The sequence below is a fragment of the Silvanigrella sp. genome (genome assembly GCF_044369315.1).
Lineage (GTDB): Bacteria > Bdellovibrionota_B > Oligoflexia > Silvanigrellales > Silvanigrellaceae > Silvanigrella.
In genome coordinates this window covers 1-17,108 of record NZ_JBIPMD010000049.1, presented here as the reverse complement: position 1 = coordinate 17,108, position 17,108 = coordinate 1, and the positions used below count along the sequence as shown (strand labels likewise).

Genomic DNA, 17,108 nt, shown 5'->3' with positions numbered 1-17,108 from the left:
AAAAGCGTACGTTTGAAAAGAAGAAGAAAGAATTAATAAAGAACAAAAAACCGATAGAAATTTTTGTAAATTTTTTGTTTTCATTTAACACCATTATATTAAATTTATTAATAATTATAATAATCTAAAGCAATTCAGTTCAAAACAATGCATTATACCAGAATATCATTATAATATAACATGATTACATTTCGGTTAATTTAATATGAAATATTAGGTTTATTTTTCAATTATTTAAAAAATATTTATTAATATATTTATTCAAACTGGACAGAGATAACTTTATTAATTTTACTTAAATCAAAATAAGGAACAGAGTTATTAATTAATTCAATTGAGTTTTTACTATTTTTATTTAAATAATTTATTATAAATTCTTCAAATCCAATATAATTTAAAATTTTGCATATATTTTCTTTAGCATTTAAATTTTTTAATGGCTCTGCTTTTGTTTGTTTAGATAATTTTTGATTTTCTTTATTTAATAAAATTGGAATATGAGCATAATTTAAAGTTTTAAAATTTAAACATTTTTGCAGATAAATTTGACGTGTAGTTTGAAAGAGTAAATCAGAACCTCTAACAATTTCGGTTATACCTTGAATTTCATCATCAACAACAACTGCCAATTGATAAGATGCAATATTTTCATTTCGCCACAATACGAAATCACCAACTTCTTTTTCAAGATTTTGTTCAATAGAGCCTTGAATATTATCAGTAAATTTAATATTAAATGTATTAAATGCCTTTATTCTGGTTGAAAAATCTTTATTTTCAATCTCTTTATTTCTACAAACACCTGGATAAATATATTCCATAGTTTGTAAATTTTTATAATAATTTATTAACTTTTTTCTTGAACAAGAACATTTATAAATTAATTTTTTTTCATTTAAATAATTTAAATAAAAACGATATATTTCGCTTCTTTGAGATTGATAAATAATTTCGTCATCCCACTCTAAGCCATGCATTTCTAATGTTTTTAAAATAGAATAAATAGAGCCTTTTTGGTTTCTTTTTTGATCAATATCTTCAATTCTTAATAGCCATTTTCCATTTTGAGATCGAGCTCTTAGATAACTAGCCACAGCTGTTACCAATGAACCAAAATGAAGATCGCCAGTAGGAGATGGAGCAAAGCGTCCAACATAATTTGAAAATTTTGTCATTTGATTTAGTGCAATTAAGATAATAAATGGTGAAGGGTCAGGGACTCGAACCCTGGACCAAGAGATTAAGAGTCTCTTGCTCTACCAACTGAGCTAACCCTCCACTTTTGTTTCCACTTAGTTATCTAAGATGAACTTCTAAGTCAAGGAATGAATATAAAAAAATAGTTTAAAGTAAATTACTTTAAACTATTTTTTTTTCAAATAAAACTTATATTACTTACCGATAATAATAAATGCAATAATAAAACCAAGAATCGCTTGAAACTCAATAAGAGCCATTGCTAATAGGAATGGAGTAAAGATTTTATTATAAGCTTGTGGGTTACGTCCAATGCTTTCTAGAGCACCTTTTGCAGCTTGTCCTTGACCTTGTCCGGCACCAACAACAGCTAAACCAATTGCTAAACCAGCGCCTACTAATTTTAGGCCTGTTCCAATAGACATGCCGTCTGTAGCAACAGTAGTTGCAGCATCATTAGCAAAAGCTAAAACGTTAACAGATAAAGCCGCAGCAGCAGCGGAAACCATAGCAAATTTCTTTTTCATGAAAAACTCCTAAAAATAAAAAACTTTTAATCACTGCCATTCGTTTCTTTTTTACATGCAGAATACTAGTTCTCATGTAATGATTCTTTTGGAATCACCTCTAAATAAGAGGTAAGGAAATTTATGAATTAAATCTTAAACCTGAATGGATAGGAATTGATATATTCAATAAATCCTGAATAAACATAAACTAAAAAACAATTTTAATGTTGCTCTTTAGATTCAAGTGCAAGTTTTATATATACAGCGCTTAAAGTCATAAATATAAACGCTTGTAGACAGGCAACAAATGTTCCAAATCCAAGAAAAATTGCAGGAATTGGAATAAAAGGAATATATAAATCCTTCATAAGTCCTGAGAAAATAGCAAACACAAAGTGGTCACCAGATACGTTTCCAAAAATACGCAAAGAAAGCGAGATTGGCCTTGATAATAAACTAATAAATTCGATTAAGAACATTAACGGAGCCATCCATAAAACAGGACCTGCTAAATGCTTAATGTAATCAAAACCAGATTCTTTTAAACCATAATAATTAAAATAAACGAATATTGCCATAGCAGCAGCAAACGTAAACGACATATTTGATGTAGCAGGTGAAAAACCAGGTAATACACCAGATAAGTTAGATATAATTAAAACAAAAAAAGTACCGCCTAAAACTCCAACAAATCTCATCCAATTTTTTTCACCAATTGTAGACTCAAGAGTTGAAGATACAACAGACCAGCAAAGCTCAATAAAGGCAACGAGTCCAAACTTTTTAGGAGGAAGAATTTCTTCATCACTCATTTGCTCTGGCTTCATTTTTGAAAAACCAGAAAATATAGCAATCGCCGCTAACAAAAGCACTGCTGACGCTGAAGCAAAAACAGGGGACCATTGCTCCGCTTTTAAACTTGCAGCTGCCTGGGTTATGTCTGGATTAAAAAAGACAAAAAAGTTTCCTAAAATTTCATGATACCAATTCACAACATGCACTCCTGAGGAATCTGCATAGGCTGCTGGCGCAACAACTATAGATAACAAGGTTAAGATATGAATAATTTTACGTTTCATAATATTAATGTAGGATCCCTTCGTAAAATATCAAAGCAAACACAAGCCAATTACATTATTGAGACTCTTCTTGCAAGTAGGTAGAGCATTAAGCTGACAAAATATGTTGCAACAAAAATAGACAAATTCAAAATCAATTTATCAGAAGGACACTCGTAAACCAGATATGCTAAAATTGCAAAGCCAAGGTACTTCATAGTTTTTACTAAAAACTTAGTAAAGACAGTCGTGTTTTGGTATTTATTTAATATGAATTTAGCATTAATAAAAACTCCGGCCATAATTAGAATAGCCGATATTACAAACATTATTTGCATGGATAAACTACTCATCACAATTGTCCTTGAAATCATTTTTGATTAATAATTTCAAATTTTTATATACAGATATAAAAGATACAATAAAAATAAGTATGGATAATACTATTTTTATTGTAAATGGCTCAAAAAATAAATAACTTATTAATTTTTTTCCATTTTCCATATCTCCTAAGACCCAAATCATTACAATGATCAAAATCGTTGAACTGATCTGACCAAACAAGATTGCAAGAGTTCTTAATTCATTATTCATAAAAAAAATACCATTTTTTAGGCAAAACACTTGACCTCAAGAATTTGGCTCGTAAGAATCAAAACGCAACGCAAAGGCTAAATGCCTCGCTGGCGACAAAACCCAAAACGAGGTTATTTCATGTTAGATAAAGAATCGAACCAAATTTTTTCTGAAAAACTCCGTACTCGATTTATTGAGTTGGGTCTTTCAAAACAAACTGCAACAAAAATAACCAAACTTATCACACCTGTAAAGATAGATGGAAATACCATCATTTCCTACTGCTCCGATGCTTTTTATAGAGATCATATTATCTCCCCCAAAATAGAAGAAATTGAAAAAATTGCAAAAGATTGCTGGGGAAAAGCATACGATTTTAAAATAGAAGGCTATCCTATTGAAGAAAATAGTTCTGGTAAAACAAAAAGCTTTAAAACGAATAAAGAGTCTCAAATTACACTTTTTCCTGATGAAAATAATTATTTTCCTGAAAAAAAGAAAAAATTAAAACCAAAAATTTCTTTTCAAGAAATAATTCCTGCAAATACGATTAAACCAGAAGAAATAAACCAAAAAATTGATGAAAAAAATACTCTTCAAATAAATAATGAAAAACCAAGAACTTTAGATGCAACTCAAAACTTTGGAACTTTTATTCGTTGTGAAAGTAACCTTGTAGCTTATTCTGCATGTGAAGCTGTTGCAAAAAATCCTGGGAACTTATCAAATCCATTATTTATTTATGGAGCAACTGGACTTGGTAAAACCCACCTTCTTCACTCGGTAGGCAATGAAATAATTCAAAAAATTCCAAACGCAAAAATACTTTACATTACAAGTGAAGACTTTGTAAATGATGTGATTCATAGAGGGATTCGTGTTGGAAAAATGGATGAAGTGAGATCAAAATATAGTGCATGTGATGTTTTATTAGTTGATGATATTCAATTTCTTGAAAAGAAAGATGCTTGTCAAATAGAGTTTTTTCATACGTTTAATGAACTTTATCAAAAAAGAAAACAAATTGTTATTACAAGTGATAAGTTTCCTAAAGACATTCCAAATATTGAAGAACGTTTAAAAAGTAGATTTTTACAAGGTTTACTTGTAGATATTGAACCACCTGGGTTTGAAGATAGAGTTGCTATCATTGAAACAAAAGCAAATTTAATTGGGCTTAAAATAAATCAAGAAATTTCTTTTTTAATTGCAACTCATGCAAAAACAAACGTAAGAGAAATTCAAGGATTATTAAAAGATCTTCTTATGAATCAACATATGACAGGAAGAAGCCCTACAATTGAATCTGTAACAACAATTTTAAAAAGAAGATTTCCTACAGGCTCTGTTGAATCAACAATTGATACTGCTGCAATTCAAAAAGTAGTGGCAAATCATTTTCAAATAAAAATGGCTGATTTGATGGGACAAAGCCGTCAACAAAAGTTTGTAATTGCAAGACATATTGCAATGTTTTTGGCAAAAGAAATGATTGGATTACAAATAGTAGCAATAGCAAACGCATTTGGAAAAAAAGACCACACAACAGTTTTACATGCTATGTCAAAAGTAAAAGAGCTTTTAGATAAAGATGATGAGTTTAGGGTTAGTTTCATTCAGGTAAAAAGAAAAATAGAAGCATTAATGCAATCTAATTAATTTGAATAAATTTACCTGATGCAGCTCTATATACTCTGTCAAAAATAGCGCTTAAATTTTCATTATTTTCATAATTTAGATCTGGTAATAAAATAAATTCAGCCTTTTCTACCATCTCTGCTTTTCTTAAAAAATGAAATAAATTTTTACTTGCTTCTTTAGAATCTCCTGAAACAGATAAGTCTAAGTAACATAATGAAAGCTCTTTTAATTTTAAGTTTTTAGAATTGAAATCAATTAAAACAGATTTTGATAATAATTTTTTTGAAAATAATGGAATATTTTTATTTATTTTTAATTCCTTATTTTTAATAATAAACGATTCTATATTTGGAGAATAATGCGTTAATAGTTGTCCAGGAGAATCAAGGGGAGTTGAAATTTCTTGTTCGTCATTTATTATTTTAACTTCTCTTTTAATCAAATTAACTTTAATATTTATATTATTTTCTTTTAATTCATTATTTAATTGAAGAGAACTAATTGCACCTGGTCTTAAAATAGAAATTTCATTGTTTTCAGAAATTTTAACCACAGTAGATTCAATTCCTATATCACATTCTTCAATTTGATTTATTATAAATAAATCAGGATAGTTTCCTAAATCATCAAGAACATGACTTGCTTTCGTGGGACTAACATGACCAAATCGATTTGCACTAGGAGCTGCGATTGGGAAATTTACTTTTTTTAGTAAACTTAAAGCAATTTTTCCTGATGGAATGCGAATCGCAATAGAATCCCCTCCAGCGGTGATAAGTTTTGGAATATTTTTGGAAGCCTTAACAATTAATGTCAAAGGTCCTGGCCAAAATTTCTTACCAAGAATGTCAAAACATTGTCTTTGAAATGAAGTCATTTCTGTTAAGCTTTCAGCTTGGAACAATTCACTGATATGAACGATAAGAGGATCTGACTTTGGCCTTCCTTTGGCAAAGAAAATTTTTTCTAGTGCTTTCTCATCAAGCGCATTTGCTCCTAAGCCGTAAACTGTTTCCGTCGGAAATGCGACTAAGTTACTTGCTTGTAAAGCTTGGGCACAGAGATCCATTGATTCTTCAGAGAAATTTAAGATTTTTGCCACTTGTATCTCCAATTTTTGTTTCATTTCGAGTTCTTAATAGACTTATCCACATGTTATCCACATAGAAAATACGACCTCACCTCAATCGCATTTTTTCCATATTTTAGAATGATTTTCAAGGTTTTTACAAAAAGTTATCCACATCAAAAATCAAAGTTATCCACATACTCACATAAAAATTTAGTTACTCTATCTCACTTTTGGGAATCTTTACAGAGTCCTTTTTCTATGTGGATAAGATGTGGATAATGTGTGGACAACCTGTGGATAACTATTATGCTATAATTTATAGCCACGAGTTATCCACCTTAATTTTAGCTTATCCACACTTTATCCACAGGTTGTCCACATCTTATCCACAGGGTTTTTAGTGCTCTAAATCGCCTCTAGTTATTGATTTATAAAATATATTTTAAATCCTCATACACGTTATCCACATAAAATAGCTTCACCTACTACTACTTCTAATAAAAAGTTTTTAAATTTCTTATAAAGTGTATAAGAAGAGTTACTCAAGTACTCATGCTTGAACAGCTGTTGACAATAGGTTAAGCAAACACTGTATAGATGAATTTTTTCAAAGGTGGACACATGTTTAAAAAGAGCAAATGTTTTTTTTCATCCGACGTCCAAAGTATAAGTCCTGAAATTTCTGCTGAGTTTGACAGGGACAAATTAGCTAGTGCGTTATTATCGGTAAGTGCAGCTCAAATTGACCCTGATATTGGTTGGGTACAACTTTCTTTTTCCGGTGGTAAAAGGGTTGTTATTTCTTCTATTAGTCACAATCTTGCAATTAAATGTGAAATAGAAACGCCTTATACAGGACAAGGAGTTATTAAAGTTTCTGGAAAACAGTTTTCAGATTATGTTAAACAACTTCCTTCAACTAAAGTCTATTTAAAAGCGGAACTCCCTTCTAGAATACAATTAAGATGTGGGAGAAGTTCTGCTAAAATACAACTTGTACATGATCAATCACAAAGTAAAATTGATATTCCACAAGCAGGAACTTTAGTAAAAATTAAAGGAAATTTAATTGAACGTTGGGTTTCAAGCTTTAAAGATTTTGTTTCTGTTGATGATAATAGATTTTATGCAAATGGTGCCTTAATTTGGGCAGAAAAAAATTCGGAAAATAGTTCTATTTTACATGCTGTGGCAAGCGATGCTTTAAGATTAGCAAAATCATCATTGAATGAAGGCATTCAAATTGAAAATTTAGATTCAAGTCAAGTTTTAATTCCTAGAAAAGCTTTAGAAGAATTAAAAAGAGTAGCTACTTTGGAACCTGAAAAAGAATTTAGTTTAAAATGGCATGAAAAAGAGCTCTTTTTTTCTGTTGAAGCTGATGAATACACGATGTTTGCAAAATGTATTGCGGGTCAATATCCGCCTTATGAAGCCGCTATACCTCAAAAAATAAATACAGAAATTCAGCTAGATTTAAAATCAATTCAGGATAGTGTAAAACGTTCTCTTCTTTTTGCGGATAAAAATAAAGTGATGAAATTACATTTTGAAAATTCACTTTTAACAATGGCAAGTTCCACCCCTGGTCAAAAAGAAGGCGAAGAGGTGATCGAAATGAGTGCATCTATAGCATCTCCATTTGAAGTGAACTATAACGGATCTTTGATTATGGGTATTTTAGGGGTTTTATCCGGTTTACGTGTTCAATTTGCTTGGGAAAATATGAACAGACCTGTTAAAATTACTGGCGAAAGTCAAAGAGGTTTAGAAGTTTTTTATCTTCTTGTGCCAGCTCGTTTTTAAGCCCGTATTTGAGTTTTTAATTTTTGATTAAAGAAAAGAGCTATGTTTAATAAATTCAATTTGTTTGTTTGCGATCCTGGAAATTATGAAAAAAAAGATGATGGGTATGGTTCTTCGAACATCACAGTTCTTGAAGGACTAGAGGCTGTTCGTAAAAGGCCTGGAATGTATATTGGCAATACAGGTACTGTTGGCCTTCACCATTTAATTTATGAGGTTGTAGACAACTCTATTGATGAATATTTGGCTGGACACGGTTCCCAAATAGAAATCACTCTGCACCTTGATGGCAGTGTTACAATCTCTGATAATGCTCGTGGTATTCCTGTGGATAAACATCCATCTGGAAAAAGCGCTCTTGAGGTTGTAATGACAATATTACACGCGGGCGGTAAATTTGATAATGAAATTTACAAAACTTCAGGCGGTTTACATGGTGTTGGTGCTTCTGTAGTAAATGCTTTATCTAGTTATTGTCGAGTAGAAGTTAAAAAAAATGGTGGTGTTTATGAGCAGGAATATAAGTGCGGAATTCCTCAATTTGACGTAAGAAGAATTGGAGATACATCATCTCATGGAACAACTACAACATTTAAACCTGATTCAACTATTTTCCAGGAAACAACTGAATTTAGTTTTGATTATTTATGTGCTCGTCTTCGGGAATTATCCTTTTTAAATAAAGGAATTTGTATTCGTCTTATTGATGAAGTCAAAGATAAAACTCAAGAGTTTAAATATGAAGGTGGATTGATTAGTTTTGTTGAATATTTAAATAGAAGTAAAGTTGTTATTCATCCAAAACCAATTTATATGCTTGTTGATAGAGAAGAAACTGTTATTGAAATCGCTTTACAATGGAATGATAGTTATTCTGAAAGCGTTTATTCTTATGCAAATAATATAAATACAATGGAAGGTGGTGCTCACTTAACTGGTTTAAGAGGTGCATTAACTCGTGTTGTAAATCAATTGGCTTCAAATGACAAAGCAGTTCAAAACTTAAAAGAAGGCTTATCTCCAGAAGATATTCGAGAAGGATTAACTGGAGTTGTTCATGTAAAACTTCGTGATCCTCAGTTTGAAGGACAAACTAAAAATAAATTAGCAAATTCGAGAATAAGAACACTTGTAGAAAGTTCGTTAAATGAAAAACTAACGGATTATTTTCATGAAAATCCAGATATCTCTAAGAAAATTGTCTCAAAAATTGTTGATGCTGCCAGAGCACGTATTGCGGCTCGAAAAGCAAAAGAATTAACTCGCAGAAAAAGCGCCTTAGATTTAGGTGGTCTTCCTGGAAAAATTGCAGATTGCCAAGATCGTGATCCCGCTAACTGTGAATTGTTTATTGTGGAAGGGGATTCTGCGGGCGGTTCTGCTAAACAAGGTCGTGATAGAAAAACTCAAGCCGTGTTACCTTTAAAAGGTAAAATTTTAAATGTAGAAAAAGCAACAACGGATAAAATGTTATCTAATCAAGAAATCCGTTTATTAGTTCAAGCTTTGGGTACAGGCATTGGAAGACACGATAATGATGTCGATATTTCTAAACTTCGTTATCATAAAATCGTTATTATGACGGACGCGGATGTCGATGGAGCTCATATTCGTACTTTATTTTTAACTTTCTTTTATAGACAAATGCAGGAAGTTATTAAAAGAGGGCATCTCTATATCGCTCAACCTCCTCTCTATAGATATAAAAAACAAAAAGTGGAGCATTATTTAAAAGATGATTCTGCTCTTGAGAAATTTCTTGTTGAAACAGCTATGCAAGACGCTTCTATTCTTGATAATAATTCTAAAGTAATTGAGTTATCTGTTGTTAAAAATATGTTATCTTGTGTTGAAAGAAGAAACAGAATAACAAGTATTTTATCTCGAAGAAGAAGTTCAATAATTGTTAGCTTTTTAGCTAATTATAATACTTTAACTCCAGAAATATTTTATAATAAATCTGGTTTTGAAAAACTTATTGAAGAAATAAAGTTACATGTTTTAAAATACGGACATATTCATACAAAAATAGATTTTGACAATGAGCATAATCGTTATTTTGCGGTATTAGATCTTCAATTATCTGGCAAACCTTATTACTTTAAGTTTGATTTTGATTTTATAAGTTCGTCTGAATTTGAAGAATTAAAAAGACTTTCTTCTCAATTAGAATCGACTTTTGCTTTACCATTAAAATTTTCTCATGATAAAAAATCTAGAGTAATTTCTTCGTGGGTTGAATTAAGAGAATTTTTACTTTCAGAAGGAAGAAGTGGCGCTTATATTCAACGCTATAAAGGTCTTGGAGAGATGAATGCCGAGCAACTTTGGGAAACCACAATGCAGCCTTCTACAAGACAATTTCTTCAGGTAACAATAGAGGATGCAATTGAAGCAGATAATATTTTTTCTATGTTAATGGGTGATGATGTTCCTCCAAGAAAAGAATTTATCGAATCAAATGCATTGAATGTAAGAAATCTTGATGCTTAATTAAAGTATAAAAAAAAGTTGGAAAAAAGATTATGTCACTAGAAAAAATGAGTGTTCTTTCAGCAAATATTAACGATGAAATGAAAAATGCTTATCTCGATTATGCCATGAGTGTAATCGTAAGTCGCGCTCTTCCCGATGTACGCGATGGTATGAAGCCAGTTCATAGGCGAGTTTTATATGCTATGTATGAACAAAATAACGTTCATAATAAACCTTTTAAAAAATCGGCTCGTATTGTTGGTGATGTGTTGGGTAAATATCACCCTCATGGAGATAGCGCAGTTTATGGAGCTCTTGTTAGGCTAACTCAAGACTTTTCTATGCGTTACCCTTTAATCGATGGTCAAGGAAACTTTGGTTCGATTGATGGGGACTCCGCTGCGGCAATGCGTTATACGGAAATTCGTTTAGCAAAAATTTCTGAAGCACTTATGGCTGATATTGAAGAAGATACTGTCGATTTTGGTCCAAACTATGATAACAGTGAAACACAGCCACTTGTATTGCCAACTGTATTGCCTCAATTATTAATTAATGGACAAAGTGGTATTGCTGTTGGAATGGCAACAAATATACCTCCTCATAATTTAGGCGAAGTTATTGATGCTTTATTGCATATGCTAGAAAAAGGAAAAACAACTGTTGATCAAATTATGCATTTTATCAAAGGTCCAGATTTTCCTACTTATGGCATGATTTGTGGTTTAAAAGGGATTCAAGATGCCTGCCGTACAGGTAGAGGAAGTATTGTTGTTAGAGGTAGAGCTGCTGTTGAATCTACAAAAGGTGGTAGAGAGCAAATCATAGTAACAGAACTCCCTTATCAAGTGAATAAATTAACTTGGATCGAAAAAATTGCAGAACTTGTTAAAGACGAAGAAGTTCAGGGAATTTCTGATATTCGTGACGAAAGTAACAAAGAAGGTATTCGCGTTGTTATTGAAGTTAAAAAAGGCGAAAATGCAGAAGTTATATTAAATCATCTTTACAAAAGAACTCGTTTACAAGACTCTTTTGGCGTAAATATGGTTTGTATTGTAAGAGGTGTTCCTCGTTTACTTAATATTAAAGAAACATTGGAATATTTCTTAGAACACCGTCTTGAAGTGATTACGCGACGTACGACATTCCGCTTACGCAAAGCACAAGATCGTTTGCACATTTTAGAAGGCTTAAAAATAGCCGTTGATAATATAGATAAAGTTGTTTCTATTATACGTGGTGCAGATAGCCGCGATGATGCAAAAGAAAAACTAATTTCAGCCTACTCACTGTCTGAAAAACAAGTTGGCGCTATTCTTGATATGCGTTTAGTTCAATTAACTGGCTTGGAAAGAGATAAAATAATCGCTGAGCATAAAGAAACATTAGCAATTATTGCAGACTTGCAAGATATTTTAGATAAACCAGAAAGAGTTCGTGCAATTGTTAAAGAAGAGTTTATCAATTTAAAAAATTTACATAACGATAAAAGACGTACTGAAATTGTTGCTGATGCTGGAGATGTCGATATAGCAAGTTTAATTCCTCCTGCAGATGTTTTTGTAACATTTTCAAGTTCTGGGTATATTAAACGTGTAAATCAAGACGAATTTAGAACGCAAAATAGGGCTGGAAAAGGAAAAACAGGTGCAGCATTAAAAGAAAATGATGTTGTTAAATTTACTTTTCATGCACATACTCATGATTATGTTCTTATGTTCTCTAATCTTGGAAAAGTTTATAGCTTTAAGGTTTATGAATTGCCAGAAGCATCCGCTACTGCAAGAGGTAAATCTATAAATCAAATTTTAACCATGTCTAGTAATGAACAAATTACGGCAATGTTGCCTGTTAAAGAGTTTGTTGAAAATCAACATATTTTAATGGTAACTAAACAAGGAACAATTAAAAAGACAGAATTATCTTCGTTTTCAAATATTCGAGCTGGCGGTTTAAGAGCTGTTACTTTAGAAGATGGAGACACTTTAGTTTCTGTTAAAATTACATCTGGAAAAAATGAAATTATTATTGCAACAGCTAATGGCCAAGCAGTTCGTTTTGATGAAGATGATGTTCGTTCAATGGGAAGAACAGCCAAAGGCGTTAAAGGAATTACAATAGACGATGAAGAAAAAGACTATGTAGTTGCTGCAGAAGTTGCACACCCAGAAGAAAGTTTATTAGTTGTTACTGAAAACGGTTACGGCAAAAGAAGTAAATTAGAAGAATATAGAAAAACAAGTCGTGGCGCAAAAGGCGTAAAAACGATTAAAATAAGTGAACGTAACGGTAAAGTAATTACAATGATTTCGGTTTCTGAAGACTCCGATATTATGTTTACAACAAATACAGGTAGAGTCTTAAGAATTTCAGTTTCTTCATTAAGAGTTATGGGACGAGTTACTCAAGGTGTTTGTTTAATGAGAATTCTTGAAGATGAAAAAATTGTTTCTGTTTCCACACCAAGTGAATTTGATGACACGCCTGTTACTCAAATAGAGTCTGTTGAAGAGGTTGAATAATTAAAATGAAATTAAAATTAAACAAGAGTTTTATTTTTTCTTCTATAATTATTATGATTTCTTCTTTAGCATTATCATGCGGTAAAAGATCTAAGGCACCACCAATTGGTAACAATATGTCTTTTCCTGGTTCTATGGTTGCCTTAGGATCAACGGATTTTTTATTATTAAACACGTCTGCAAATGGTGACTATTCAGATGGGTCTATTCAAAGATATTCAGTAGATTCTTCAGGAAACCATACCTTTATTTCAGCTATGTCCGTTCCGGCTCATGGAACAGAAATAGCTGTGAGCTCTGATAGTAAATTAGTTGCTTTATCTTTTGATGGAAGTTATTCAAATACTCAAGTTCAATTTTATAATTATTCCAATAAAAATAGTCCTTCTTTACTCCCAATAAATTTATCTTTGCCTTCTACGGGAGGCAAGCAGGCGGTTAAAAGAATTAGTTTTTTTAAAAGAACTGCCGATACTAGTTACTACTTTTATGGTTCAATTTTAACATTTCCAAATGACGATAGTTCTAACGGAAATATTCCATCAAGAGTTTTTGTTGCAAAAATTGATAGTAGTTTTTCTTCTGTTCAATTATTATTTATTCTCTCTTACGGTTTAAATGATACTAACTCTTTGTCGCTAAATTCGACTTCTATAAATTCTGCAGTAACTTCAAATAATGCACAGTACACTTTTGGATATGGCGCGCCAACTTACGTTGGTGGAACAAACGATTTATTTATTGCCTTTCCTACAGGATCAATTGGTGGATTTAATAGTGGAATAAACACGTACCCTGTTTTACCAGATGCTTTGACATACTTATCAGGTACTTCAAATAGCACGACATGTAATGGTATTGCTTGTAAAATTTTACCTGATTTTAGAACAGTTTCATTAGCAGCGGTCGACATGGCTGCAATCGTAGCGGGAAATTCAATTAATAATTCAACCTATTTCGTTCCTTTATTATGGAATCAAAATGGTATGGGTTATCGTTCTACAACAAACGGAACTTTAATCACTTATCCAAATAATGTGAATAATGCCGATCTCAATTCATTTTCATTTCAATATGGATTTTCGTCTTCATATTGGGCAAATACTCCAAATGTAGGTTCTGGAGCTTCTTCTTGTTATGCAACAACAGGAACAACAAGTGCAAATCAATATCAAATTTTAGGAGATAATTCGGTTTTTGTGGCTAAAACTGGATTAAATGGAAATAATGACAATTCAAATGGTGGTAAAACGGGAAATGGAACGGAAGTTCTTGCTTTAACTGGTTTTGATAACTTAAGATCAAATATCAATGTGATTAAAGGCTCAAGAACGGCTTCTGGTGATTCAGATTTTAATAAAATATCTTCTTATCAAATAATAGACTTTTATAATGCAGCAAAGGCTTCATTAAATACAGGAACAACATGGCCTTCAACCGTGAGCCCTTTAAACCCATTTATGTTTTCTAGAACTTCGAATGTGAGTAATTTTGATAATACTGGTGCAGGAATTGGTAATATGGGTGTTGTAAAATTTGCAACATCAAATACATGTAGACCATATTGGGCTCGAAATACAGTATCATCTGGTTCTTTAGGAAGAGATACAGCTTGGCTTATATCAAGCCCAGTAACTATGACATCTTCTTCAAGTGGCTATTCGACCTATCAAAATTTAACAATAGATCCAACAAAACCATCTGTGTTTAATTTTAGTGCAGGTTCAGGTGCTCAATCTTGTACCGATGTTTTACCAACAACAGATAATCCGAAAGTTTTTTGCGTAAACTATTTGTATTCAACCATCTCAAGATATAATGTTTCATCATCTGCTAATAGTGATCCAGTTATTTTTACTCCATATTAAAAATTTGGGAAGAATTGGAAGAAGATTATGAAAATATTTATTGATTCTGCTGATATTAATGAAATTAAATCGGTAGCTGAACTTGGTGTATGTGATGGTGTAACTACAAATCCAACATTAATCGCTAAATCTGGACAAGACTTTAAAACAGTTTTACTTGAGATTATAAATATTATTCCAGGCCCTATTTCTGCAGAAGTGATATCAAGTGATTCAAAAGGAATGCTTAAAGAAGCAGAAGAACTAGCAAAAATAGCCAATAGCATAGTCATAAAACTTCCGCTTACGCAAGAAGGTTTAAAAGCCTGTAAAATATTAACAGGTAAGGGAATTAAAACAAATGTTACTTTATGCTTCAGTGTAGGACAAGCATTGCTTGCAGCTAAAGCAGGAGCAACATATGTTTCTCCATTTATTGGAAGATTAGATGATATTGGTGAAGAAGGAATACGCCTTATTTCTGAAATTAAAGAATTATATTCTGCGCATAAAGTTGAAACAAAAATACTTGCAGCAAGTATTCGCAATCCTCGACATGTTACCGATGCTATTATTGCTGGTGCCGATATTGCAACTATTCCTTATAAAGTATTACTACAGCTTTATAATCATCCCTTAACAGAAAAAGGTCTTGCTCAATTTATTGAAGATTGGGAAAAATCGGGCCAAAAAAATATTATCCCTTAAAATAAAAGATAATTATGACAATTTTAATATTTACAAGTAATAATGGAAAATTAGTTGAATTTCAAAAAATGTTAAAAAATGAAATTAACATAGTCGGTCTAAAAGAATTAAATGAATTATCAAGTAAACAAAATATAGAGCCTATTGAAAATTCGGATTTTTTTTTAACAAATGCTTTTATAAAAGCATTTGTTGCATTGAAATATATTTATAATAATAAAAATATTCAAAAATTTAATGAAATAAAAAAAATTATTATAGATGATTCAGGTTTGTGTGTACCAAGTTTAAATTATTTGCCTGGTGTTCATTCTGCAAATTATGCTGGTTACCCTAAAGATGATAAAAAAAATAAATTAAAGCTTGCCGATGAAATCACAAAAAGTTCACTATCTTTTGATTATGCAAATGAAAAAAGATTATCCGCATTTTTTGTTTGTTTTTTATTTGAAATAAATTTTAATAAAATAAATGAGTTTGAATTTATAAATGATTTTGATTTTTCTGAGGCGTCATCATTTGTAAACAAGAATTTAATAGAAAATGAAAATCAACTTTTGAAAAAAGTTGATCTAAAAAAAGTAGGAGGTTTTCATTCTATATCATTACCTTTTTCTATGTTTTACAATGAATTTCCTAAAGACATTCAGTTGAATATTCACTATGGATATTGTAATGGGGAAGTTTCTTCTAAAGAGCAAAATTTGATTTCTGGTGCTGGTCATGGGTATGATTCTCAATTTTTTTCATTAGCAAATAAAGATCTTTCTTTTGCAAGCATTACTATGGAAGAAAAAAATCGTTTAAGTCATAGAGCATTTGCAATGGAGGCATTTAAAATAAAAAATGATTTCAACAAATCTTCCAAAAATATTCAGCAATGAGTTTTATCAAATTTTTCATTTAAAATATCCTATCATACAAGCTCCTATGGCTGGAGGATCTTCCTGTCCCAATCTTGTTGCTGCTGTAGCAAATGAGGGTGTTCTAGGTTTTTTAGCAGCAGGTTATTTATCTGCTGAAATACTTGAGAAACAAATAATAGAGACTAAAGCAAAAACAAATACAATTTTTGGTGTGAATCTTTTTATTATAGATCCATTAATTCAGAATAATTTTGTGAAACCAGAAAATATTTGCGCAATAGAAAAACAATTAGGAATTTTTAAAACAAAAAAAATAAAAATTCATATTGATGAAGAAATAGATAATAAAATTGATGTTATTATTAAACATAACGTTAAAGTTGTTAGTTTTACTTTTGGACTACCAAATAAAAAAATAATTGAAAAATTAAAATTAAATAATATTTATACTATTGGAAGTAGTACAAATATTATTGAAGCTAAAATCATTGAAGATTTAGGATTAGATGCTGTTGTAGCCCAAGGAATAGAAGCAGGAGGACACAGAGCATCGTTTTTAAATCATAATATGAGAGATGAAATAGGCTTAATTTCATTATTACAAGAATATCAAGGTTTGGTTCATATTCCTGTGATTGCTTCAGTAGGAATTATTACTGGAAAAGGTTTATTAGCTGTTCAAATACTTGGTGCAACTTCTTCACGTGTCCTCCCAATAAGTGATTTTTACAAAGCATAAATCCAGAATTAAATCTCCTTTTGAGGAGGAGATTTAAATGGAGATGGAAAATAGACTTTTAAAATTGTCAGAGCAAGTTGCTTTTGAAA

12 protein-coding genes and 1 tRNA gene are annotated in these 17,108 nt (G+C 31.2%); 8 read left to right on the top strand and 5 right to left on the bottom strand.

Annotation, left to right across the window (positions count from 1 at the left end; all coding sequences use genetic code 11):
- Nucleotides 1-257 precede the first annotated feature (257 nt).
- The 4 genes from gluQRS to atpB form a co-directional block, all read right to left on the bottom strand.
- Nucleotides 258-1,175, bottom strand: a complete 918-nt coding sequence (gluQRS, locus tag ACIQ56_RS06265) for a tRNA glutamyl-Q(34) synthetase GluQRS (RefSeq protein ID WP_397600214.1) — start codon at nt 1,173-1,175, stop codon at nt 258-260.
- Nucleotides 1,176-1,202: 27 nt separating this feature from the next.
- A tRNA-Lys gene (locus ACIQ56_RS06260) sits at nt 1,203-1,278 on the bottom strand.
- 113 nt (nt 1,279-1,391) lie between these two features.
- Entirely contained in the window at nt 1,392-1,724 is a 333-nt protein-coding gene (locus ACIQ56_RS06255; RefSeq protein ID WP_397600213.1) for an ATP synthase F0 subunit C, read from the bottom strand.
- Between the two features lie 203 nt (nt 1,725-1,927).
- Entirely contained in the window at nt 1,928-2,785 is an 858-nt protein-coding gene (gene atpB / locus ACIQ56_RS06250) for a F0F1 ATP synthase subunit A (RefSeq protein ID WP_397600212.1), read from the bottom strand.
- Nucleotides 2,786-3,478: 693 nt separating this feature from the next.
- Between atpB and dnaA the strand changes: the two genes are divergently transcribed.
- Nucleotides 3,479-4,999 (top strand): chromosomal replication initiator protein DnaA, encoded by a 1,521-nt coding sequence (gene dnaA, locus ACIQ56_RS06245; RefSeq protein WP_397600211.1) that lies wholly within the window; start codon nt 3,479-3,481, stop codon nt 4,997-4,999.
- On the opposite strand, the gene ACIQ56_RS06240 is transcribed toward dnaA, so the two are convergent.
- Nucleotides 4,992-6,083 (bottom strand): L-threonylcarbamoyladenylate synthase, encoded by a 1,092-nt coding sequence (locus ACIQ56_RS06240; RefSeq protein WP_397600210.1) that lies wholly within the window; start codon nt 6,081-6,083, stop codon nt 4,992-4,994. The genes dnaA and ACIQ56_RS06240 overlap by 8 nt on opposite strands.
- 591 nt (nt 6,084-6,674) lie before the next feature.
- On the opposite strand from ACIQ56_RS06240, the gene ACIQ56_RS06235 reads away from it, so the two are divergent.
- The 7 genes from ACIQ56_RS06235 to ACIQ56_RS06205 are packed head-to-tail and all read left to right on the top strand — an operon-like array spanning nt 6,675 to nt 17,019.
- Complete coding sequence (locus tag ACIQ56_RS06235) at nt 6,675-7,859, top strand: hypothetical protein (RefSeq protein WP_397600209.1); 1,185 nt, start codon at nt 6,675-6,677, stop codon at nt 7,857-7,859.
- 42 nt (nt 7,860-7,901) lie between these two features.
- Complete coding sequence (gene gyrB / locus ACIQ56_RS06230; protein WP_397600208.1) at nt 7,902-10,352, top strand: DNA topoisomerase (ATP-hydrolyzing) subunit B; 2,451 nt, start codon at nt 7,902-7,904, stop codon at nt 10,350-10,352.
- 32 nt (nt 10,353-10,384) lie between these two features.
- Complete coding sequence (gene gyrA, locus ACIQ56_RS06225; protein WP_397600207.1) at nt 10,385-12,859, top strand: DNA gyrase subunit A; 2,475 nt, start codon at nt 10,385-10,387, stop codon at nt 12,857-12,859.
- Nucleotides 12,860-12,864: 5 nt separating this feature from the next.
- Nucleotides 12,865-14,727 (top strand): hypothetical protein, encoded by a 1,863-nt coding sequence (locus ACIQ56_RS06220; protein WP_397600206.1) that lies wholly within the window; start codon nt 12,865-12,867, stop codon nt 14,725-14,727.
- Nucleotides 14,728-14,754: 27 nt separating this feature from the next.
- Nucleotides 14,755-15,414 carry a fructose-6-phosphate aldolase gene (fsa, locus tag ACIQ56_RS06215; RefSeq protein WP_397600205.1) on the top strand — a complete coding sequence of 220 codons (660 nt, stop codon included), beginning with the start codon at nt 14,755-14,757 and terminating at the stop codon, nt 15,412-15,414.
- Between the two features lie 14 nt (nt 15,415-15,428).
- Nucleotides 15,429-16,298 (top strand): non-canonical purine NTP pyrophosphatase, encoded by an 870-nt coding sequence (locus ACIQ56_RS06210; protein WP_397600204.1) that lies wholly within the window; start codon nt 15,429-15,431, stop codon nt 16,296-16,298.
- Nucleotides 16,261-17,019, top strand: coding sequence for an NAD(P)H-dependent flavin oxidoreductase (locus tag ACIQ56_RS06205; protein WP_397600203.1), 759 nt, complete (start codon nt 16,261-16,263; stop codon nt 17,017-17,019). The genes ACIQ56_RS06210 and ACIQ56_RS06205 overlap by 38 nt, the downstream gene beginning before the upstream one ends.
- The last annotated feature ends 89 nt before the right edge of the window (nt 17,020-17,108 follow it).

Coding starts and splice junctions, on each gene's coding strand:
- gluQRS (WP_397600214.1), bottom strand. CDS start 1,175: ATGACAAAATTTTCAAATTATGTTGGACGCTTTGCTCCATCTCCTACT.
- ACIQ56_RS06255 (WP_397600213.1), bottom strand. CDS start 1,724: ATGAAAAAGAAATTTGCTATGGTTTCCGCTGCTGCTGCGGCTTTATCT.
- atpB (WP_397600212.1), bottom strand. CDS start 2,785: ATGAAACGTAAAATTATTCATATCTTAACCTTGTTATCTATAGTTGTT.
- dnaA (WP_397600211.1), top strand. CDS start 3,479: ATGTTAGATAAAGAATCGAACCAAATTTTTTCTGAAAAACTCCGTACT.
- ACIQ56_RS06235 (WP_397600209.1), top strand. CDS start 6,675: ATGTTTAAAAAGAGCAAATGTTTTTTTTCATCCGACGTCCAAAGTATA.
- gyrB (WP_397600208.1), top strand. CDS start 7,902: ATGTTTAATAAATTCAATTTGTTTGTTTGCGATCCTGGAAATTATGAA.
- gyrA (WP_397600207.1), top strand. CDS start 10,385: ATGTCACTAGAAAAAATGAGTGTTCTTTCAGCAAATATTAACGATGAA.
- ACIQ56_RS06220 (WP_397600206.1), top strand. CDS start 12,865: ATGAAATTAAAATTAAACAAGAGTTTTATTTTTTCTTCTATAATTATT.
- fsa (WP_397600205.1), top strand. CDS start 14,755: ATGAAAATATTTATTGATTCTGCTGATATTAATGAAATTAAATCGGTA.
- ACIQ56_RS06210 (WP_397600204.1), top strand. CDS start 15,429: ATGACAATTTTAATATTTACAAGTAATAATGGAAAATTAGTTGAATTT.
- ACIQ56_RS06205 (WP_397600203.1), top strand. CDS start 16,261: ATGATTTCAACAAATCTTCCAAAAATATTCAGCAATGAGTTTTATCAA.